Source organism: Klebsiella planticola ATCC 33531, from assembly GCF_000735435.1.
Classification (GTDB): Bacteria; Pseudomonadota; Gammaproteobacteria; order Enterobacterales; family Enterobacteriaceae; genus Klebsiella; species Klebsiella planticola.
The window spans coordinates 100,424-121,342 of sequence record NZ_JMPP01000067.1; the positions used below are offsets into that span (position 1 = coordinate 100,424).

A 20,919-nucleotide genomic window follows, 5' to 3' on the forward strand; every position below is an offset into this window, starting at 1 on the left:
TTCCCTTACGCCATGTCGTCGTTTTTGAAGGATTTGGTGGCGCGGAACTGCCACAGTGCCAGGCCGACGACAAAAATCGACAGCAGGATAGTAATGGTCGCCGCAATGGCATATTGCGAAGACGACATCGTCAGTTTGTAGATCCACGACACCAGAATATCCGTCCCGCCGGCGTTCGAACCGGCGACCGCTGGCCCGCCGTTGTTGAACAGGTAAATGATGTTGAAGTTGTTAAAGTTGAAGGTGTACTGGGTGATAATGATCGGCGCGATCGAGTACAGTACCAGCGGCAGCGTAATGGTCCGCAGGCGGGTAAACGCGCTGGCTCCGTCCATGGTCGCGGCTTCATAAAGGTCGTCAGGAATCGCCTGCAGCACGCCGGTGGTCATGGCGAAGACAAACGGGAAGCCCAGCCAGGTTTGCATCATGATCAGCGCAGTTTTCGTCCAGAACGGATCGGTCAGCCACGCCTTCGGGCCAATGCCGAAGAACGACAGAATCGCGTTGTTGATCACCCCAAACGAGTCGTTAAACATCCCCGCAAACACCAGGATAGTGACAAAACCCGGAACCGCCCACGGCAGGATAAAAATGGTGCGAATCATCGGTTTAAAGCGCAGATCTTTCTGGTTCACCAGGATTGCCAGCAGCACACCGACGGTGCATTGCAGGGTCGTCGCCAGCAGCGTCCACACCACCGTCCACTGCAGCACGTCAAAGAAGGTCGAGCGCCAGATAGAGAGCGTGAAAATATTGATAAAGTTTTTAAAACCCACCCAATCCACCAGCTTCGCCGGCGGCGTGTGGTAGAGGTTGTAGTTGGTGAACGCGATGGCAAAGCCAAAGAGAATCGGGAAGATGACGACGAACACCAGCAGAATAAAGCCGGGGCTGATCATCAGATAGGGAAACCCCTGGTTCAACAGCATCTGATACTGTTTGCGCACGCTGTTCAGCGCCACGCCTTCATCGCGCTTTTTGCCGTTAACCCAGGCATCACGCAGCGAAAGAGAGTAAATGAGCAGGCCGAAAGCGACGATCAGCACGCTGATGATCCCTTCCGCCAACAGGAAAATGGAGTTATCCCGCGGGACTTCCTCACCCAGGGTGTAGAGCCCCCACAGTCCTTCTTGCAGGAAGTCATAAAAAACGCCCATGAAACTGCTCAGCAGAACCAGGAAGACAAGCCCCTTCAGCCACTGGCGATGATAAAACTGGCCAAAACCCGGCACGACAGCCAGCAGCAGGCCGCACCACGCATGACGACCTGCGCCGCGCGACTCGGCAATATTTTCGCTGGGATTGATAATCACACACCACTCCTTCTGAAAACGGGAGGTCCTCCTCCCGCTTTTTTACATCTATGCCCTGATAATCCGGGTAACAGGTCAGCGGCCAACGCGCCTGTTACCTTAAAATGACGGACATCGTGATTACTGGTTGCTGGCCTGCATAGCCTCGATCTGCATCTTGATCTGTTTCGCTGCATTATCGAGCGCCGCCTGCGGCGGCTGTTTGCCGGTCAGGCTGAGCTCCAGCGCCGCGTTCGCCGGCCCCCACACTTCGCCCATTTCCGGGATCCCCGGCATCGCCGTGGCGCGAGCGGATTGCACCGCCACCGCGCTGGCTTTCTCGTCATTCTTGATAAGCGGATCGTCAATCATGGCTTTCAGCGCCGGGATCTCGCCGGTTGCCACATAGCGCGCCTTCACGTACTGGGGCTGGTTGATAAACTCAATAAACTGCTGCGCCAGCGCTTTGTCTTTGCTCCAGGTCGACACCACGTAACCTTTTACGCCAAGGAACGAGCTCATCGGTTTGCCGTCTGGCAGCATCGGCAGCGGCGCGACGCCGTAGTTAATCCCCGCCGCTTCGTACGGCTGGAACGCCCATGGACCGTTGATCACCGCCGCCGCTTTCTTCTCCGTGAATAACGAATCGATGGCATTCAGCCCGTTATCTCCGAGGATCCCCGCCGGGAAGACCTTGTCGCTATAGAATTTTTTCAGGAAGGTAACGGCTTCGACCGCGCCGGGTTTATTCAAACCGACGTCCTGCGGATTAAAACCGCCCTTCTCGTTTTTGCCGAAGATATAGCCGCCCATCGGACCAATCGCGCCCCAGCTGTAATAGATCTGATCGAACTTGGCCAGCAGGCCATATTTGTTCTCCGCCCGCTGCGCTTTCGAATAGTCGAACCACGCCTGCAGGCTATCCAGCGGTTTGTCGATCAGCGCTTTGTTGTAAATCAGCACCAGGGTTTCCACCGCTTTCGGCACGCCATACAGCACGTTATCCATCCGGAAGGCATTAATTGACGCCGGGGTGAATACCTCCTGCTTCGCCCGATCCAGCGTCAGCGGCGACAGCAGCCCCTGCACTACCGCTCCCCCGAGCTGGTCATTGGGGATCACCAGCACATCCGGGCCAATGCCGGCAGGGCCATCAAGGCGCAGCTTTTCCAGCTGTTGTGCATAGGGCATCTCCTGCACGTTGACCTTAACGTCGTACTGTTTTTCAAAATCGCCGATCGCCGCTTTTATCCCGTCGGATTTTTTGATGTCTTCCCAGACGTTCAGCTGACCGGCGGCGTGGGCCTGCAGGCTGACAAGCTGCCCGGCAGCCAGAGTCGTGAGGATAAGTGCAGCAAGGATGTTCTTTTTCATTATCAACCTCATGTGAAGGTATAACAATTTATTGGTTTTTATTTGATAACTTCATTTATCACTGTGTATGAATCAACTGATAAATGGCGACTTACAACGCTAAATCCAGTTTTTCCTGATTTGTTATACGCTACGCTTTGAAGGCGTATAAAACTACACCAGACTACCAGTTGTGTGATCGTGATTGCAGAAATGAAACATCGATGTAGGGCTCAAAAATACGGGAAGTTATAGTCATTCCATGATTTCAGCGCTGTTGAGCATTGTTGAGCCTGGTTGTTACACGTAATACAAAAAACCGCTGCAACCCTAATCCCAACGGCAAATAACGATTACTAACCCCGGGGAATGTTGATGTCCAATATACGACTGAGGAATGTCACCAAACGGTTTGGTACTACCGTGACGCTGCACCAGGTCAATCTTGATATCGAAGACGGTGAATTTGCGGTCTTTGTCGGGCCATCCGGCTGCGGGAAATCGACCCTGCTGCGGATGATTGCCGGACTTGAGGAGGTCAGCGATGGCGAGGTGCTGATCGGCGATGAGGTGATGAATGATGTGGTGCCCGCCCATCGCGGCGTGGCCATGGTTTTCCAGTCCTATGCGCTCTATCCGCACATGACGGTGGCGGAAAATATGGGCTATGGCCTGAAGGTCAATAAAGTGCCGAAGGACGAAATTCGTCGTCAGGTCGAAATGGTCGCCAAAACGCTACAGCTGACCCATCTGCTGGACCGCAAACCGAAACAGCTCTCCGGCGGCCAGCGTCAGCGTGTGGCAATCGGCCGCGCCATCGTACGTAACCCGCGGGTGTTTATGTTTGATGAGCCGCTCTCGAACCTGGATGCGGAGCTGCGCGTCGAGATGCGTCTGCACATCGCCAAACTGCACCATGAGCTGAAAACCACTATGGTGTATGTCACCCACGATCAGGTGGAGGCGATGACCCTGGCCGATAAAATCGTGGTGATGAACTACGGGAAAGTCGAGCAGATGGGATCGCCGATGTCGCTGTACTACAACCCGGTCAACCGGTTCGTCGCCGGTTTTATCGGCTCTCCGAAAATGAACTTCCTGCCCGCCACGGTCAGCGCCTGGCAGCCGGGTCAGCTCACCGTACAGATGGCGCAGCAGCATAGCCTGACGCTGAATATCACCACCTCGCCGCTGCAACCCGGTGACGCGGTGACGCTGGGGATTCGCCCGGAACACCTGTCGACCGACGTTCGCAGCGGTACGGTAGTGGAGTTTCAGTGTGAAGTGGTTGAACGCCTGGGGAACAACACCTACCTGTTCGGCCAGTGCTATGGCCATGACAACGTGAAAATTCTGCTGCCCGGCGATGTGCACTTCCGCCCGTGGCAGAAAATCGACGTCGCCTTTGACGACCGCTTCTGTATGGTTTTCGATGAAAACGATCTGCGGATCAGCGCCGATATTACTGCGCCAGATGCTCATTAAAAAACATCTGGCTGTCATGATTACGCTGTAAACTGAACCTGGATGCTGATAACGCAAGCTATCGGCATGCCAGCTCCAGCCCTCGTTTTAATCCGCGCCGCTCATTGCCTCGACCGCTGCGGATCATCCACTGTTAGCCCGATATCCGCGCCATGTCGTGATTCGGGCATTTTTTAAATCCAATAATAATTGTCGCTCGTCTGCGACCTTTCTCCGCTATCGGATATACTGATCAAACCCCCAATAACATAAGGATATGCGCATGACGACCAGGAATCTGGTGAGTCTGGTAACCGGGGTATTGATACTCGCCGTCATTGTGCCGATAGCCTTAAGCATCTGGCTGGCGACCAACCAGGCAAAAATACTGTTTTATTCCGAGCTGGATAACTACTCTTCCCGCGTGCTGATGCGCATCCAGCAGGTGGCGAACCAGGCACGAGAAGCGCTGCAGGAAGCCGATGCCCACAGCGCAGCCGCCTGCAGCCCACAGCATCTGCTCGCGATGCGCCGAATCGCCTATACCCACCGCTATGTGCAGGAGGTGCTTTGGCTCAAAGGTTCGGTGCCGCAATGTTCTTCTCTTGAAGATCGCAGTCCCCCTGTCTCCTTTCCTGACCCCGACCACATCACCACCGACGGTTATCGGGCCTGGCTAACTTCAGTCAACGATCTCGGCCTGAAGCGCAAAATGACGGCGCTAGGCAGTAAGAATCATGTCGTGATGATCGATCCCGCCTCATTTATCGATATCATTTCGCCCGGCCAGGAAAATATTCATGCGATTCTGTTTGGCACCAAAGACAAGCAGGTGATTACCAGCAGCGAGCCTCTCAACCCGGTGGTCTGGGAGCAAATCAAGCACCTGGATGGCCAGACGCTCACCGTCGACAACACGGTTTATCGCCTCCATCGTATTCCAGAACTGGGGCTGGCTATCGCCACCTGGTCATCCACGCTACCGCTGCAGGAAAAATTCCGCCACCAGCTGGTGCTGTGGCTTCCCCTCGGCCTGTTTATCAGTCTGCTGACCTCATTTTTGCTACTGCGACTACTGCGCACCTTACGTTCTCCACGCTATGGGATGCTGGATGCGCTGCACTCCGACGCGATCCGGGTCCATTACCAGCCCATCGTCTCGTTGAAGGAGGGCAAAATCGTCGGCGCCGAAGCCCTGGCGCGCTGGCAGCAGCCCGACGGCAGCTTTTTATCGCCGGATATTTTTATTCCGCTTGCCGAAGAGACCGGGCTCATTACCCATTTAACTGAAGATATTGTGCGGAAAATTTTCGCCGAGCTCGGCCCGTGGCTGCACACGCATCCGGAACTCCACATTTCGATTAATCTGTCGGTCGACGATCTGCGCTCACCTACTCTGCCAGCCCTTCTGGCCGATCGGCTACAGCAGTGGGAGATCGCGCCTGCGCAAATTACGCTTGAGCTGACGGAGCGCGGTTTCGTCGATCCCGAAACCACTCTGCCGGTGATCGCCCGCTATCGTCAGGCGGGACACAGCATTTCGATCGATGACTTCGGGACCGGTTATTCCAGCCTCAGCTACCTGCAAAAACTGGATGTCGATACCCTGAAAATTGACAAATCCTTCGTCGATACCCTCGAATATAAGCCGCTGACGCCGCATATCATCAAAATGGCAAAAGCGCTCCACCTGGCTACCATTGCCGAAGGCGTCGAAACAGCAGAACAGCGCGACTGGCTGTGTCGCCACGATGTGCTCTACGCCCAGGGCTGGCTGTACAGCCCGGCATTGCCGAAAGAGCAGTTTATTCTGTGGGCGGAAAATAACCTTAAAGCGCATGCGCTACGCTTAAGGTAAATCCATGAAGGGAGAGCTCCCTGATGCAAAAACATCCCTGGCCTTTACACGATGTGCGCCACTGGCTGGAACCCGGCGCGGTCGTCTTAATCAGCAGCCGCTGGCAGGATCGAAATAATATCATGACCCTTGGCTGGTATACGGTGCTGGAGTTTTCCCCCTCGCTGGTAGGGTGCATGATTTCCGCCGGCAACATCAGTTTCGACATGATTCGCCGCAGCGGGGAGTGCGTTATCAACCTGCCTGACGCCGCCATGGCGGAGACGGTCGCCAGAATCGGGAACTGTGACGGTGACGCGGTAGACAAGTTTGCTGCCTTCCGGCTCACCGCGGAAGCCAGTGAACAGGTGTCCGCGCCGTCAATTGCCGAATGCCACGCCAGTTTTGAATGCCGGCTCTTCGACGATGCGCTGGTGGACAGCTATAACTTCTTTATTTTTGAAGTGGTGGCGGCAAACGTAAAACCGCAGCCCAGGTGGCCACAGACACTGCACTATAGCGGCGGCGGTCTGTTTCGTACCGACGGCGACGTGCGCGATTATCGCCACCTGTTTACCAAAGTATCCTGACCACGCCACTGCCGCCCCCTTCCACAGGAAAGGGACGGCGGGACAGATTATTCATCCAGTAACGGCAGGAAGCCGCCGAAAATCATTCGCTTACCATCAAACGGCATGCTATCGCCTAACGCTTTCATCCTTGGGTCGGCCATCATGGTGGCATTCGCCGCATCGCGCACCTCTTTTGACGGATATTCTATCCAGCTGAACACGACCTCTTCGTCGCTCCCGGCTTTCACCGCCATGCGAAAATCGGTGAGCTTACCGTCCGGCACATCGTCCGCCCAGCACTCCACCACCCGTAGCGCACCAAACTCTTTAAACAGCGGCGCGGCCTTTGCTGCCAGCTCGCGATAGGCCTCCTTATTTTTCGCGGGCACGGCAACGACAAAACCATCAACGTACTTCATGAGTATGATCTCCGAAGTGAACAGCGCGACCGGCGAACCCGACCGCATCTGTAAGGCTAAGTTTAGCCCTCATCCCTTATTACGGGATAAAATCAGGAGACCGCCTCACCGGTAGCGGTGACCGTTTTGCGCACCGTCGGCTGGCGAAACCAGGGTAAACACAGCTGGATAAGCGGCCCAATCGTCAGCGCATAAAGCACGGTACCGACGCCAACGGTACCACCCAGCGCCCAGCCGATCGCCAGCACCGATAGTTCAATGACGGTGCGGATCCCCCGCAAAGACCACCCGGTACGGGCATGCAAACCGGTCATCAGTCCATCACGCGGTCCGGGGCCAAAACCGGCGCCAATATACATCCCCGTGGCCAGAGCATTCAGTACGATGGCGCCGATCAGCATCAGGCTGCGCAGCACCAGCGACTCCATTGGCGGCAGGACGGCCAGCGTCGCGTTTGCCGCCAGCCCCAGCACAATCACATTGCTGACCGTTCCCAGACCCGGCATTTGACGCAGCGGGATCCACAACAGCAGCACCGCGGCCCCGGTCAGAATAATCACCGTGCCAAAATCGAGGCCAAACTGCTTACCGACGCCGAGATGAAAAACATCCCACGGATCGGCACCCAGATTGGCATGAACAAACAACGCGGTCGACACGCCGTACAGAACAAGACCGATATAGAGCTGCACTAATCGACGTAACATTTTTTACCTCTGGATGATTGCGGACCTCGCCATCATCAGCAAAAATGGATTGATAATTAATGGCCAGTTTTTTAAAAGTGGATCGCTATGGTTTCTCGTCGCTTCGGTACGCAATCGCTGGTACGCCTGCTGGGCCACTGGCAAGAGTCCTCGACCCGAACGCCGCTCTGGCGCCAGCTGGCGGACGCCCTGCGTCTGCTGATTCTTGATGGTCGCCTGACGCTGGAAACGCGGCTCCCGGGCGAACGGGAGCTGGCCGCGGCCCTGAACGTCAGCCGCACCACCATCGCCAGCGCGCTCGGCCAGCTGCGTGAAGAGGGTTATCTTTACAGTCGTCAGGGAAGCGGTTCGCGTATCGCGCTGCCGGAACGAGCGGACACGGTGACAACAGCGGACTTCCGTCCATCATCGGTCAATCTGGCCACCGCCGCCCTGAGCGCCGGACCAGAGATACACCAGGCCTATCATCAGGCCCTGACGATGCTGCCGCAACATCTGTCCCATACCGGTTATGACCAGCACGGGCTGCCGGTATTGCGGGAGGCGATAGCCCGCCGCTACTGCGAACGAGGTCTTCCAACCCGCAGCGAGGAAGTGATGATTGTGAACGGCGCGTTGAGCGCATTTTCGCTGGTGCTTCGCCTGCTAACCGGGCCTGGCGACCGCGTGGTGATTGACGCGCCGTCCTATCCCATGGCGATCAGCGCCATTCAGGGCGCCTCCTGTCGGCCGGTCGGCGTCGCCCTGCCGCAGCACGGCTGGGACTGCGACGGACTGGCGGCAACCATTGCGCAAACCGCACCGCGGCTGGCCTGGCTGATGCCTGATTTCCACAACCCTACCGGCCGTTGTATGGATAGCGCGACCCGCCAGCGAGTGGCCGATATGGCAGCGCAAACGCGTACGACGCTGGTGGTCGATGAGACAATGGTGGATTTATGGTACAACGCCCCGCCGCCGCCGCCGCTGGCGGCCTTCAACGCCGAGGCACCGGTGATAACAATTGGCTCGGCCGGAAAAAGTTTCTGGGGGGGATTACGTATCGGCTGGATCCGCGCTTCCTCACGCACCATCGCCTCGTTAGTTCAGGCCCGGGATTCACTCGACCTGGGCACTCCGCTGCTTGAACAGCTGGCCTGCAGCTGGCTGTTCGAAAATGATCGGGCCTGGCTCCCGGCGCGTCGAGCAATGCTGGCCGCACGCCGTGATATGTGTGGCGCGCTCATGACGGAATACTTTCCCCACTGGCGCTTCACATCACCTGAAGGCGGACTGTCATTTTGGGTGGAATTACCGGGCATGCTGGCGACGCTCTTCTCAGCAAGAGCGGAGAGTATCGGGATTCATATTGGTACCGGAACGCGCTTCGGCCTTGCTGGCGCCTTTGACCGCTACTTGCGTTTACCTTTCACCCTGGACGATGAGGAGTTGCGCAACGCCTTTACGACCCTGCAGCCGGTCTGGGCGGGTCTTACGCAGCAGAATGAAAATACGCGAATGCGTAAAATAATATAATAAAATATCGACGGGCTGGATTCAGCCCGTCAAAAACCATCATCCATGACGCATATGAGATGTTTTTTATAAATTGCACTTCATGATGTCATTGCTATATGTCAGCCCGATGACATCAATGAATAAATTTCATTAATGCTGGCGTGGGATGGGAAAACTTTTTAACGAGATAATAAAACCATCTTCATCTTTTTTATTTTCGCCCCGGTATCACACCAGTCGGAGGCAATGCGAAAGAACTCATCACTACCGATATTCCAGTTGAGGCGAACATGCTTAACATACCCTGAACGTAACAAGTCGCAGGCTTCGCTATAGTTGCTGGCTGTAGAGAGTTGTTGTTTCATTTTTTCTTCTTCAGAATTTTTCTTAATGCTTTGATTTCTTTAGGGGTTAATGGAGAAGCTTCTTCTTCGGTATGCTGGCTATCGATATCCTCTTCCGAAACCCCCGCCTCACCTGCCGAATCTGCCATTTGAAATGCCAGAAGCAGCAGTTTCTCCGTTGCAGTACCCAGATTCTCGTTATTTACTTCTGCATAATGACGCAGCTTTTCTTTTAACTCCGCATCAATTTTTACGTTCAAAACTACTGTAGTCATCGTCATGCTTCCCGTGCAATAAATTTATCATAATTAATACACGAAGTTAACAAACTGATCCAGACATATATTTTCAGCTGCCGAACAGGCAATAAATGCCCAGAGATAATCTGCCAGTTATTTGTGACATGAAAATGACATTAATATTTCACTATTATTTCAAATTTATGACATATATTTTTAAAGCATAAACCGGGGGTATTTTTAGAGGCGATACTGGCAGGCACGATGATCCTTAAACTATCCGCTATTCTTCGTGCTGGCACGATTCGGGAGCAGAATAATCAGGGAAAAGCAGTCCAACATCCAGGATGCGAAAGCGGTTTTTTTTGCTGTGTGCAGGAGCATGAGAAAAACAAAGAAAGAAACAGGGATCCCCAGAATTGGGTGGGGGCCCTGCCAGCTACATCCCGGCACACACGTCGTCTGCTCTGGCTGCTTCCTTCCGGATCTGACCTGGTAAACAGAGTAGCGTTGCGGGAGAACCAACAGAGCCCCCATTGAGAGCGTCGTTATCCAACGCGCAGCCGCATTATCCCTACTGGACCGACGAATTGCAAGCTAACCCCAACCGGATGCTGGTTTATTGTGCAGCGCCGGGCGAAAAGCTTCCTGTACAACCCTGGCAAGACCGGCAACGCTGCGTCGCCTCCACTTGCGACGCTCGCTTCCACGGTCGTGAAACCTGGATAGCCCCGACGCTGTACAGCCACTCGGTCAGCGCTTATTCTGAGCCTTTCCCGGTTTACAGGACGCACGATGGATTCTCACGACACTTTTCCCCGGCGGGTCTGGCAAATTGTGGCCTCAATTCCGCAAGGTTACGTCGCCACCTATGGCGATATAGCACGGCTGGCGGGTTCACCCCGTGCGGCGCGCCAGGTTGGCGGGGTCCTCAAGCGCCTGCCTGAAGGCTCCACGCTTCCCTGGCACCGGGTGGTCAATCGCCACGGCGACATTTCCCTTACTGGCCCGGATTTGCAGCGCCAGCGCCAGGCGCTGCTGGCTGAAGGTGTCCAGGTGTCCGGCAGCGGCCATATCGATCTGCAGCACTATCGCTGGATTTACTGAAGATAAAAAAATGCCCCTCGGCAGGGGCATAGATGGGTTACTGCGCGGCAGGGGCATCGCTGCTGGCGACCGGTACGGCCGTCTGCTGTACCGGCACCAGAATCAGGTCGGCCCGGTTCCCTCCCCCATTCACCACCGTCTGCACGGTATCGGTGATAAACATCATCTGACCGTTAACCGTAATGGCCGAGCTCAGCAAAATGCGGGCATTCGGTTTGATATCCGCCGGGTTGTACGGCAGGACAAAGTTATACGGCGGCTGCTGGCCTTCGGTGCGAACCGTTTTCTGCGCCAGGACATGCGCCGGTGCATCGGCCAGCGACGCATCCGATAAGGTGACTGTCAGTACCGCATCCGGCGGTAGGGCGACTCTCTGCCGGATCGAGATAGTCCCTGATACATTAGGCTGCTGCTGCGAAGAAGTCAGTGACGCAATGCCATATGGATCGGGGGCAGCCGCCTTATTGGCTGTCGTGGCGCTGTGATTATTCGCGCAGGCGGTCAAAGCGGTTGCAACGGCTAAAGCACTTAACATATAGGCAAATTTCATTATGTTCTCCTTTTCATCCCTTTACTTGCAGGAGTATGTCCTGCCGACTGGCGAGCAGTAACATTGGCATCGTGGATAAGTGTGGCACAGATCTCAGTTCTCTTCCTGCAAATGACCCTTTATTCAGATTATTACACCCATCGGACCACTTGCGATTCCAGGTTATACTTGGCCTCAATACGCACTGCGCAAGGCAGTTATCATTGATTGAGGGTAAATATGAGTCAGGCACTAACCAATCTGCTGGCATTATTGAATCTGGAAAAAATTGAAGAAGGGTTATTCCGCGGGCAGAGTGAAGATCTGGGCTTACGTCAGGTTTTTGGCGGCCAGGTCGTCGGTCAGGCGCTGTACGCGGCGAAAGAAACCGTGCCTGCCGAGCGTCTGATCCATTCATTCCACAGCTATTTCCTGCGCCCTGGCGATAGCCAGAAACCGATTATTTATGACGTCGAAGTACTGCGCGATGGCAACAGCTTCAGCGCCCGTCGGGTGGCGGCCATTCAAAACGGGAAACCCATTTTTTATATGACCGCCTCCTTCCAGGCGCCAGAGCCCGGCTATGAGCACCAGAAATCGATGCCGACCGCCCCTGCGCCGGATGCTCTGCCTTCCGAAACCGACATCGCGCGCAAGCTGGCGCACCTGCTGCCGCCGCAGGCCAGAGATAAGTTCCTCAGCGACAAACCGCTGGAAATCCGCCCGGTTGAGTTTCACAACCCGCTGAAGGGCCACGTTGCAGAACCGACCCGTCAGGTGTGGATCCGCGCCAACGGCGCGGTGCCGGAGGATATTCGCATCCATCAGTACCTGCTGGGCTACGCTTCCGATTTCAATTTCCTGCCGGTAGCGCTCCAGCCACACGGCGTCGGGTTCCTGGAACCGGGGATGCAGGTGGCGACGATCGACCACTCGATGTGGTTCCATCGCCCGTTCAACATTAATGACTGGTTGCTGTACAGCGTTGAGAGCACTTCTGCCTCCAGCGCCCGGGGCTTCGTTCGCGGTGAGTTTTATACTCAGGATGGCACGCTTGTGGCGTCAACGGTGCAGGAAGGGGTCATGCGCAACCGTAACGCGTAAGGAGTTATGCGCGACGGGTAACATCTGATGTTGTCCCTCCTGACGAAAAAAAGCCTCCCGTCGGGAGGCTTTGCTGCTACTGGAGTGACTCAATTTATCAGGCGTTGTAGGCGTTCTCGCCGTGGCTGTTGACGTCCAGACCTTCGCGCTCCTGCTCTTCCGGAACACGCAGACCTACGGTCATATCCGCCACTTTATAACCGATGAAGGCCACAATGCCGGACCAGACGATAGTGATGCCGATACTTTCCAGCTGCACCAGCAGCTGATGGCCCATGGTGACGCCTTCCGCGTAGCCAACGCCGCCCAGAGAGGTTGCGGCAAAGATACCGGTCAGGATACAGCCCACGATACCGCAGACACCGTGTACGCCGAACACATCGCACGGGTCATCAACACGCAACCAGCGTTTGAGAACCGTTACGCCCCACAGACCCGCCAGACCGGAGGCGATACCCACAATCAGTGAGCCGCCTACGCCGATGTAACCACATGCCGGAGTAACGCCAACCAGACCGGCAATCGCCCCGGAACAGGCACCTAACAGAGAAGGTTTACCGCGGGTCGCCCATTCGCCGAAGGTCCAGGCCAGAATAGCCGCGGCGGTCGCCACAACGGTGTTGACGAAAGCCAGCGCGGCAATTTCGTTCGCCGCACTCGCGGAACCGGCGTTAAAGCCAAACCAGCCAACATACAGAATTGCCGTACCGGTGAAGACCATCGGCAGGTTATGCGGTTTGAACGCTTCTTTGCCAAAGCCAACGCGTTTGCCCATCATATAGGCGCCAACCAGACCGGCCACGGCGGCGTTGATATGCACCACGGTACCGCCGGCAAAATCCAGCGCGCCGTGCGTCGCCAGCAGACCACCGCCCCATACCATGTGTGCAATCGGCACATAGGAGAGCGTCATCCAGACGACGACGAAAATCAGCACCGCGGAGAACCGAATACGTTCAGCCAGCGCGCCCACGATCAGGCCAACGGTGATGCAGGCGAAGGAGCCCTGGAAAGCGACGTGGATGTACTGATAGAAGGTTCCCATCAGCGCTTTCAGCTCAATGTTTTTCAATAATACCCAGTCGAAGCTGCCGAAGAAGCTGCCGCCGGTACCAAACGCCAGGGTGTAGCCATAAACCACCCACAGCACGCATACCAGCCCAAAGGTGACGATGACCTGGGTCAGCATAGAGAGCACGTTTTTACCGCGAATCAGGCCACCATAGAACAGCGCAATGCCCGGAATGGTCATAAACAGCACCAGCGCGGTGCAAATCATCATAAAGGCGTTGTCGGCTTTATCTGCCACTGCCGGTGCGGCCATCGCCAGCCCCGGAAGCAGTGCCAGCGAACCCAGACCCGTTTTCATTGTTGCTATTTTCATTTTCTCGATCCCCATCACTGTGTGGTCTGGACGTTACAGTGCCGCTTCGTCGGCTTCGCCGGTGCGGATGCGAATAACGCGTTGCAACTCGGCGACAAAAATTTTGCCATCGCCAATTTTTCCGGTGTAGGCCGCTTTACTAATCACATCAACGACCTCATCAAGCTGATCGTCGGCAATCGCGACATCAATCTTCACCTTTGGCAGAAAATTGACGCTGTATTCGGCACCACGGTACAGCTCGGCATGGCCTTTCTGACGGCCAAACCCTTTTACCTCAGTGACCGTCAGGCCCTGAATGCCGATGGAAGATAACGCTTCACGCACATCTTCCAGTTTGAATGGTTTGATTACCACGGTAACCAGCTTCATAAGTCCCCTCCGCTCTGAATTCGTAATGGCAGCAGCTAACACACAGGGAATAAAGCAAGGGCTATGCCAGAAATGAAAAAGGGCCGCATAGCGGCCCTTTTAACGAAGAAAACAGAAGAACGGTGGCAGAAGATAGCGGAAAAGCGCCGACCACCGCCCAAAACGCACCATTTCAGTGCATAAGGCGTTGCATTTTTGCACCATGCTAAACCGCGCCAGCACGACTGCTTGCTTATAGTGCATCAGGCAATAAGCGACTCTTCCTGCGCGCTGGCAGCCAGCTCTTCACCAGCCAGCTGCAGCTGATACATTTGCCAGTAGCGCCCTTTTGCTGCCAGCAACTGCTGATGATTGCCACGCTCGACGGCCTGACCACGGTGGAGCACCAGGATGGTGTCGGCCTCAACAATCGTCGACAGACGATGCGCAATCACCACCAGCGTGGTGTGCTGACGAACTTTGGCCAGCGCTTGCTGAATCGCCTGTTCGGTGCCGGAATCGATATTCGCCGTCGCTTCATCGAGAATCAAAATCTGCGGGGTATCCACCAGCACCCGCGCCAGCGCCAGCAGCTGCTTCTGTCCCACCGAGAGATTATTCCCCTGCTCGCCCAGCTGCGTATAAATCCCCTCGCTCATCCCGCGCGCCAGTTCTGCCAACTGCACCGACTCCAGCGCCTCCCAGACCTGCGCCTCGCTGATATCGCGACCGAGCGTGACGTTGGCATAAAAGGTATCCGCCAGCACCACCGGATCCTGCTGCACCATGGCGACGCCCTGGCGCAAGGCGCTGTGGCTCAGTGAAGCGAGCGGACGACCGTCGATACGAATTTCCCCTTTGCTCAGCGGGTAGTAGCCCATCATCAGGCTGGCCAGGGTGCTTTTACCGCTGCCGGTATGACCGACCAGCGCCACAAAACCACGGGACGGAATATCCAGGTTAATGTCCTGCAGCACCAGACGATCGCCGCGATAAGCAAAAGAGAGATTCTCAATCGACACCGTGCCGCTGCGCAGCGGCGCACTATCCTGCCCCCACGCCTGGCGCGGGCGATCCATCAATTCGAAAACGCGCTCGCCGGCGACGACCGCCTGCTGAAGCATCGACTGCTGGGTCGTCAGCTCGATCAGCGGCTCATTCAGGCGCCCCAGGTAGCTGATAAAGGCGTACAGCACCCCGACTTCAATTGTGCCCGCCGAGCTAAATCCGAACAGCATCAGCAGCCCGCAGAGCACCAGGGTTGAGAACAGACTCAGCAGCGGGCGCAACAGGAAACCATCGAGGCGCAGCGTTTGCATCCGCGCCAGATAGTGCGCATAGCTGGCTTCGCGCATCCGCTCGCCGAAACGCGCCTGCTGGCGGAACTGCTGGATAACGCCCATGCCGTTGATGACTTCATTAAAGCCGTCGTTGATATCCGCCAGCCAGGCCCGCACCCGACGTACGATCGGCGTGCTGTAGCGCTGATAAATCATCATCACGATCAACACCGCCGGGAAAATCGTCAGCGCCACCAGCGCCATGCGCCAGTCAAGGCTGAACATCGCCACCAGCATAGCGCCAATCAGCGCCGCGCTACGCAGTACCGTCGCCACCACCGTGACGTACAGATCGCGGATCACTTCCGTATCGTTGGTGACGCGAGAGATGAGCTGTCCGACCGGCTGGGTATCAAATTCGCTCAGCGGCTGGCGCAGCGCGGCATCCATCACATCACTGCGCAGCTGCTGCACCACGCCAACGGCGGCGCGATTAAACAGCAGCGACTGGTTATAGTGCAGAGTCGCTGCGAGGATCTGCAGGCCGAGATAGGCCGCGGCAAGACCGCAGACCAGCTTCAGCGGCACGGAGTTCTTCGCCACCATATTATCGATAAAGTAGCTGATCAGCAGCGGACCACTGACCTCGGCGGCCGCGGCAATCCACATCATCACCACCGCAATAATCAGCGGTTTACGCCACGGGGAACCGTAGGCCAGCAGCCGTTTTAAAGTCGGCCAGAGCTCGGAAAAACTACGCATCAGCGGCCTCCTCTTGATCCTGCGGCGCATCGTCCAGCGCCGCTTCCAGCTGTTGATAGCGATACATATCGCGATACCAGCCGGGCTGCGCCACCAGTCCATCGTGACGACCGCGCTGGACAATATGACCATGCTGCATCACCAGAATCTCGCTGGCCTCAGTCAGTGCCGACAGGCGATGGGCGCTGATAATAACCGTTCGCCCCTCTCCCCACTGCCGCAGATTATGCAATATCTGATGCTCGGTCCGACCATCCACCGCCGACAGCGCATCGTCAAGAATCAGAATCTCCGCTTCCAGCAACAGCGCGCGGGCGATGGAAATGCGCTGTTTTTGCCCGCCGGACAGCATCACGCCGCGTTCGCCGACTTCCGTTTCATATCCCTGCGGCAGGCGCAGAATATCGTCGTGTACGCTGGCCAGCCGCGCAACATGCTCAATTTGCTCCGGCGTCGCATCGGGCCTGCCGAGCGCGATGTTGTTGGCGACGGTGTCGGAAAACAGGAACGGCGTCTGGTTCACGACCGCCAGCCGGGCGCGCCAGCTATCGAGCTGCAGCCGCGTCAGCGGAATATCATGGAAGCGAATATCCCCTTGCGTGACGTCAAAGTGGCGCTGAATCAGCGCCAGAATCGTACTTTTCCCTGCGCCGGTTGGCCCGCAAATGCCCAGCATTTGCCCTGGCTGGAGCACGAAGTTGACCTTCTCCAGCGAGGCCTTATTCGCCTGCGGATAGATAAATTCGCGTACGGCGACGCTAAGCGCACCGCGCCCTTCCGGGGCCAGCTCATGACCATCGTTGACGGTCGGCGCCTCTTCAAGCATCGTGCGGATCCGACTGTAGGCCGCGCTGCCGCGTTCTACGATGTTAAACATCCATGCCAGCGCCAGCATCGGCCAAATCATCAAACCGAGATACATCACAAAGCTGGTCAGTTGGCCAAGGGTCATACTGCCCTGCAGCACCATCCAGCTCCCTCCGCCGATCGCCAGCAGGTTAGCCGTGCCAATCGCAATATAGATAGTCGGATCAAAGCGCGCATCAATGCGCGCCACACGCATGTTTTTCCTGCCGGTATCCGCCGCATCGGCAGCAAACTGCGCCGATTGCCGGTCCTCCAGGCCAAAGGCCTTAATCATGCGAATGCTGGTCAGGCTCTCCTGAGTACGATCGTTCAGGCTGGAGAATGCCGCCTGCGCGACGCGGAAGCGTTCATGGAGCGCATCACCGTTACGCTTGATAACCAGGGCCATCACCGGCATCGGCAACAGCGCCAGCAGAGTGAGCTGCCAGCTGATTTGCGTTGACATCACGATCAACACCGCACAGCCCATTACCATAGAGTCCACCAGCGTCAGCACCCCTTCCCCCGCGGCAAAGACCACCCGATCAACATCGTTGGTGGCGCGCGCGATCAGGTCGCCGGTGCGGTGGCGCAGGTAAAAGGCCGGATGCTGACGGCTGAGCTGACGATAAAAGTCCTCCCGTAGCTCCACCGCCAGCTGATAAGAGGCGCCAAAAAGCAGCACGCGCCAGACGTAGCGCAGCAGATAGACCATCACCGCGATCAGGACTAACGCGCCGATCCACATCCACACCTTCTCCGCGGTGTAATGTTGTCTGGTGACGCCGTCAACCACGATTCCCACCACCTTTGGCGGAATCAGCTGTAAAACGGCGATAATGGCCAGCAGGGCAATCGCACCGAGATAACGGCGCCACTCCCGACGGAAGTACCAGCTAAGTTGAGCAAATAATCGCAAGCAGTTAAATCCTGAGTGTATAAATCGTCGCGGCAAACGCCGTTAATCAATAGGTAAGGCAGTGGTGTATTTTATCTGTTCCATCGCGAAACTCGAAGTGACATCAGACAGCCCGGGTACGCTGTTCACCAACCGTTTATAAAAATCATCGTAGCGTTTCATATCCGCCACCTGCACTCGCAGCAGGTAATCATACTCTCCCGCCATACGCCAGAAGCCGAGGACTTCCGCCATCTGCGTGACTTCGCTGACGAAGCGGCAGTACCAGTCGCTGCTGTGATGCTGGGTCTTAATCAGCACAAATGCCGTCAGACCGAGCCCAAGCTTTTCGGCATCCAGCAGCGCCACGCGCCCGAGCAGGATCCCCTCATCTTCCAGCCGCTTCAGCCGTTTCCAGCAGGGCGTGGTGGTCAGATTAACGGCATCAGCCAGCGCCTGCAAAGAGAGGGTGCAGTCAGTTTGCAGCAAAGAAAGCAGCTTACGGTCAATTTTATCTAACACAGGGCACCTCTGGAGAAAAATTTTCTCCCTTCATTGTAATTGAAAGGCTAAATAGCAACAATTTTTCCTCACACTTCCGCTAAGCTGGGCACAAAATGACAAACAGGAAATGACGATGAATAGCGCCTGGGTAAAACATGCAATCAGTGAAATCAACGCCGATTATCAGCGTTCCGCCGACACGCACCTTATTCGCCTGGCGCTGCCCGGGTTCCCGGGTATTCAGATCTACCTGAAGGATGAGAGCACCCATCCTACCGGCAGCCTGAAACACCGCCTGGCGCGCTCGCTGTTCCTTTACGGCCTGTGTAACGGCTGGATTAAAGAAGGGACGACGATTATCGAAGCCTCTTCCGGCTCGACGGCGGTTTCTGAAGCCTACTTTGCGCGTCTGCTCGGTCTGCCGTTTATCGCCGTCATGCCTTCCTGTACGGCAAAACGTAAAATTGAGCAGATTGAGTTTTATGGCGGTCGCTGTCACTTCGTCGAGAGCGCGTGCGAAATCTATGCCGCCTCCGAGAGACTGGCTCGCGAACTGAACGGCCATTATATGGATCAGTTTACCTTCGCTGAACGAGCAACGGACTGGCGCGGCAATAACAATATTGCCGACAGCATCTTCCGGCAGATGACCCATGAACCGCATCCGCAGCCCTCATACATCGTGATGAGTGCAGGGACCGGCGGGACATCGGCCACGATTGGCCGCTATATCCGCTGTCAGGGCTATGATACTCAGCTGCTGGTCGTCGATCCGCAAAACTCGGTGTTCCTCGACTACTGGCAGAGCCGCGATGCCGGCCTGCGCAGCCCGGTAGGAAGCAAAATAGAAGGTATCGGTCGTCCGCGCGTCGAGCCATCATTTATTCCTGACGTCGTCGATGAGATGCTGCGGGTGCCGGACGTGGCCAGCGTCGCCACCGCCCTGTGGCTGGAAACGCTGCTTGGTCGCAAAGTCGGCGCCTCCACCGGCACCAATATGTGGGGCGTGCTTGAGCTTGCCGTGCGTATGCGCGCTGAGGGGCGTACCGGTTCTATCGTCACACTGCTGTGCGATAGCGGCGAACGCTATCTGGAAAGCTATTACAACCCGCAGTGGGTCGCGAGTCAGATCGGCGATATCACTCCGTGGCAGGCAAAAATCGCGGCGATGGTGAATACACAATAAAAAAAGCCAGACACCGTGGTGCCTGGCTTGCTGGAAGGGTCTGTTTATTCGGGGGAATAAGGAAGATCGGGATTATCCAGCCAATGAGTTAAAAAATGGGAGACCGCTTCATGGCGGCAGTCTCCAATAACCGGCAAATGCGGCAGTTCCGCTTTGAGCTGCGGCATAGCGTTACCCATAATGACCCCGCGCCCGACGCTACCGAGCATTTCGCGGTCGTTCATGGCGTCGCCAAACGCCATACAATCCTGCATCGACAGGCCCAGATGCTGGCTAAGTACCGCCAGCGCAGCGCCTTTATTACAACCATTCGGCAGCACTTCCAGGCAGTCGAACGCTGAAAAACAAATATGCGCGCGATCCCCGAGTGCTTCAGCCAGCTGAACGTTGAGCCGCTGGAGATCGTCGTGATCGCCGCAGAAGCAGACTTTGGTGACGTTATCCGTCGGCATCCGCCGGGGATCGGAAATCTGATAGCGAAAGCCGCTGAAAATATGCGCTTTCAGCAATTCGGGCATCTCCTGCCCGGTAAACCAGCCACCGTCATTAAAGACGTGCATGCTGGCCGCCGTGTCCCAGCGACGGTGGAGCACCGCTTCGGCGACGCCAGGATCGAGATCGCTGCGATGCAGCTCTTCTCCATCCAGCGCATGAATCCGCGTACCGTTGCCGGTAATTAAGTAGGCATCCAGCGAGAACTCACCGATGACGTGGCGCATTTCCAGCGCATGGCGTCCCGTGGCAAAGGTCAGGGTGATGTCACGATCGCGCAGGCGCTTCAGCGCTGAGAGCGTTGACGTTCCCAGACGATGGTCCGGCAGCAGCAGCGTACCGTCCATATCAAAAGCAGCGAGTCTTGCCATGTGAGCTCCCAAAAGCACGGTGAGTTTTACTTGAGTTCCAGTATTGCCTGAGATATACGGAAGTAATAGTGAATAGATAAATTTTATTGTTCCGGGTTTATAAACCGCACTCGCGCAGGCCCCGAAGGGCCGCTCGGGTAACTGGGGTGAGCAAGCGCAAGCAGCACAGAGGCACAGAGGCACAGAGGCAGCCTTGTCAGGTGGGGTGAGTATACACAACATCATTCAGCCTGCATCAAGGCGGCAAGTGCGCGAATCCCCGGGAGCTTACTCCAGTAAGTAGCCGGGGCGAGCAAGCGCAACAGCACAGAGGCAGCCTTGTCAGGTGGGGTGAATATACACAAAATCATTCAGCCTGCATCAAGGCGGCAAGTGCGCGAA

19 protein-coding genes, 1 other RNA gene and 1 pseudogene are annotated in these 20,919 nt (G+C 56.3%); 7 read left to right on the forward strand and 14 right to left on the reverse strand.

The window, feature by feature from the left end; translation table 11 throughout:
* Nucleotides 1-5 precede the first annotated feature (5 nt).
* Nucleotides 6-1,313, reverse strand: a complete 1,308-nt coding sequence (locus tag GRPL_RS01740; RefSeq protein ID WP_032689213.1) for a carbohydrate ABC transporter permease — start codon at nucleotides 1,311-1,313, stop codon at nucleotides 6-8.
* Nucleotides 1,314-1,433: 120 nt separating this feature from the next.
* Nucleotides 1,434-2,666, reverse strand: coding sequence for a maltodextrin ABC transporter substrate-binding protein (locus GRPL_RS01735; RefSeq protein ID WP_032700683.1), 1,233 nt, complete (start codon nucleotides 2,664-2,666; stop codon nucleotides 1,434-1,436).
* Between the two features lie 354 nt (nucleotides 2,667-3,020).
* Between GRPL_RS01735 and GRPL_RS01730 the strand changes: the two genes are divergently transcribed.
* The 3 genes from GRPL_RS01730 to GRPL_RS01720 all read left to right on the forward strand — a co-directional run bounded on the left by GRPL_RS01730 (nucleotide 3,021) and on the right by GRPL_RS01720 (nucleotide 6,536).
* Nucleotides 3,021-4,130, forward strand: a complete 1,110-nt coding sequence (locus GRPL_RS01730) for an ABC transporter ATP-binding protein (RefSeq protein ID WP_032689215.1) — start codon at nucleotides 3,021-3,023, stop codon at nucleotides 4,128-4,130.
* A gap of 262 nt (nucleotides 4,131-4,392) precedes the next feature.
* Nucleotides 4,393-5,967 carry an EAL domain-containing protein gene (locus GRPL_RS01725; RefSeq protein ID WP_032700684.1) on the forward strand — a complete coding sequence of 525 codons (1,575 nt, stop codon included), beginning with the start codon at nucleotides 4,393-4,395 and terminating at the stop codon, nucleotides 5,965-5,967.
* 23 nt (nucleotides 5,968-5,990) lie between these two features.
* Nucleotides 5,991-6,536, forward strand: a complete 546-nt coding sequence (locus GRPL_RS01720) for a flavin reductase family protein (protein ID WP_032689217.1) — start codon at nucleotides 5,991-5,993, stop codon at nucleotides 6,534-6,536.
* 47 nt (nucleotides 6,537-6,583) lie between these two features.
* Here the strand turns inward: GRPL_RS01720 and GRPL_RS01715 are convergent, their stop codons facing one another.
* Nucleotides 6,584-6,937: a DUF1428 domain-containing protein gene (locus tag GRPL_RS01715; protein WP_032689238.1), complete on the reverse strand. Its 354-nt coding sequence runs from the start codon at nucleotides 6,935-6,937 to the stop codon at nucleotides 6,584-6,586.
* A gap of 92 nt (nucleotides 6,938-7,029) precedes the next feature.
* Nucleotides 7,030-7,644: a membrane protein YczE gene (gene yczE / locus GRPL_RS01710; protein ID WP_032689218.1), complete on the reverse strand. Its 615-nt coding sequence runs from the start codon at nucleotides 7,642-7,644 to the stop codon at nucleotides 7,030-7,032.
* 87 nt (nucleotides 7,645-7,731) lie between these two features.
* Between yczE and yczR the strand changes: the two genes are divergently transcribed.
* Entirely contained in the window at nucleotides 7,732-9,159 is a 1,428-nt protein-coding gene (gene yczR / locus GRPL_RS01705; protein ID WP_032696527.1) for a MocR-like transcription factor YczR, read from the forward strand.
* 132 nt (nucleotides 9,160-9,291) lie between these two features.
* Here yczR and GRPL_RS01700 read toward each other — a convergent pair.
* From GRPL_RS01700 to ffs, 3 genes and pseudogenes are all read right to left on the reverse strand, one after another.
* Nucleotides 9,292-9,506, reverse strand: a pseudogene (locus tag GRPL_RS01700) (hypothetical protein).
* Nucleotides 9,503-9,760: a hypothetical protein gene (locus tag GRPL_RS01695; RefSeq protein WP_032696529.1), complete on the reverse strand. Its 258-nt coding sequence runs from the start codon at nucleotides 9,758-9,760 to the stop codon at nucleotides 9,503-9,505. The pseudogene GRPL_RS01700 and the gene GRPL_RS01695 overlap by 4 nt, the downstream one beginning before the upstream one ends.
* Before the next feature lie 394 nt (nucleotides 9,761-10,154).
* An RNA gene (gene ffs, locus GRPL_RS27300) (signal recognition particle sRNA small type) lies at nucleotides 10,155-10,251 on the reverse strand.
* A gap of 268 nt (nucleotides 10,252-10,519) precedes the next feature.
* Between ffs and GRPL_RS01690 the strand changes: the two genes are divergently transcribed.
* Nucleotides 10,520-10,831, forward strand: coding sequence for an MGMT family protein (locus GRPL_RS01690; protein ID WP_032689224.1), 312 nt, complete (start codon nucleotides 10,520-10,522; stop codon nucleotides 10,829-10,831).
* 37 nt (nucleotides 10,832-10,868) lie between these two features.
* On the opposite strand, the gene GRPL_RS01685 is transcribed toward GRPL_RS01690, so the two are convergent.
* Entirely contained in the window at nucleotides 10,869-11,381 is a 513-nt protein-coding gene (locus GRPL_RS01685; protein WP_032689225.1) for a YbaY family lipoprotein, read from the reverse strand.
* 219 nt (nucleotides 11,382-11,600) lie between these two features.
* Between GRPL_RS01685 and tesB the strand changes: the two genes are divergently transcribed.
* Entirely contained in the window at nucleotides 11,601-12,464 is an 864-nt protein-coding gene (gene tesB / locus GRPL_RS01680) for an acyl-CoA thioesterase II (RefSeq protein ID WP_032696530.1), read from the forward strand.
* 97 nt (nucleotides 12,465-12,561) lie between these two features.
* Here tesB and amtB read toward each other — a convergent pair whose 3' ends face one another.
* The 5 genes from amtB to GRPL_RS01655 all read right to left on the reverse strand — a co-directional run bounded on the left by amtB (nucleotide 12,562) and on the right by GRPL_RS01655 (nucleotide 18,507).
* Nucleotides 12,562-13,848, reverse strand: coding sequence for an ammonium transporter AmtB (amtB, locus tag GRPL_RS01675; RefSeq protein ID WP_032689240.1), 1,287 nt, complete (start codon nucleotides 13,846-13,848; stop codon nucleotides 12,562-12,564).
* A 33-nt stretch (nucleotides 13,849-13,881) separates the two neighbouring features.
* Entirely contained in the window at nucleotides 13,882-14,220 is a 339-nt protein-coding gene (gene glnK / locus GRPL_RS01670; protein ID WP_004858743.1) for a P-II family nitrogen regulator, read from the reverse strand.
* A gap of 242 nt (nucleotides 14,221-14,462) precedes the next feature.
* Nucleotides 14,463-16,241: a SmdB family multidrug efflux ABC transporter permease/ATP-binding protein gene (locus tag GRPL_RS01665; protein ID WP_004858742.1), complete on the reverse strand. Its 1,779-nt coding sequence runs from the start codon at nucleotides 16,239-16,241 to the stop codon at nucleotides 14,463-14,465.
* Nucleotides 16,234-18,006: a SmdA family multidrug ABC transporter permease/ATP-binding protein gene (locus GRPL_RS01660; protein ID WP_032700685.1), complete on the reverse strand. Its 1,773-nt coding sequence runs from the start codon at nucleotides 18,004-18,006 to the stop codon at nucleotides 16,234-16,236. The genes GRPL_RS01665 and GRPL_RS01660 overlap by 8 nt, the downstream gene beginning before the upstream one ends.
* A 42-nt stretch (nucleotides 18,007-18,048) precedes the next feature.
* Nucleotides 18,049-18,507, reverse strand: coding sequence for an Lrp/AsnC family transcriptional regulator (locus tag GRPL_RS01655; RefSeq protein ID WP_004858739.1), 459 nt, complete (start codon nucleotides 18,505-18,507; stop codon nucleotides 18,049-18,051).
* Between the two features lie 115 nt (nucleotides 18,508-18,622).
* Between GRPL_RS01655 and GRPL_RS01650 the strand changes: the two genes are divergently transcribed.
* Nucleotides 18,623-19,675, forward strand: coding sequence for a PLP-dependent cysteine synthase family protein (locus tag GRPL_RS01650; protein WP_032700686.1), 1,053 nt, complete (start codon nucleotides 18,623-18,625; stop codon nucleotides 19,673-19,675).
* Nucleotides 19,676-19,719: 44 nt separating this feature from the next.
* Here GRPL_RS01650 and cof read toward each other — a convergent pair whose 3' ends face one another.
* The gene (gene cof, locus GRPL_RS01645) at nucleotides 19,720-20,538 is read right to left on the reverse strand and encodes an HMP-PP phosphatase (RefSeq protein ID WP_032689229.1); all 819 of its coding nucleotides are present in this window, start codon (nucleotides 20,536-20,538) and stop codon (nucleotides 19,720-19,722) included.
* Nucleotides 20,539-20,919: the final 381 nt, after the last annotated feature.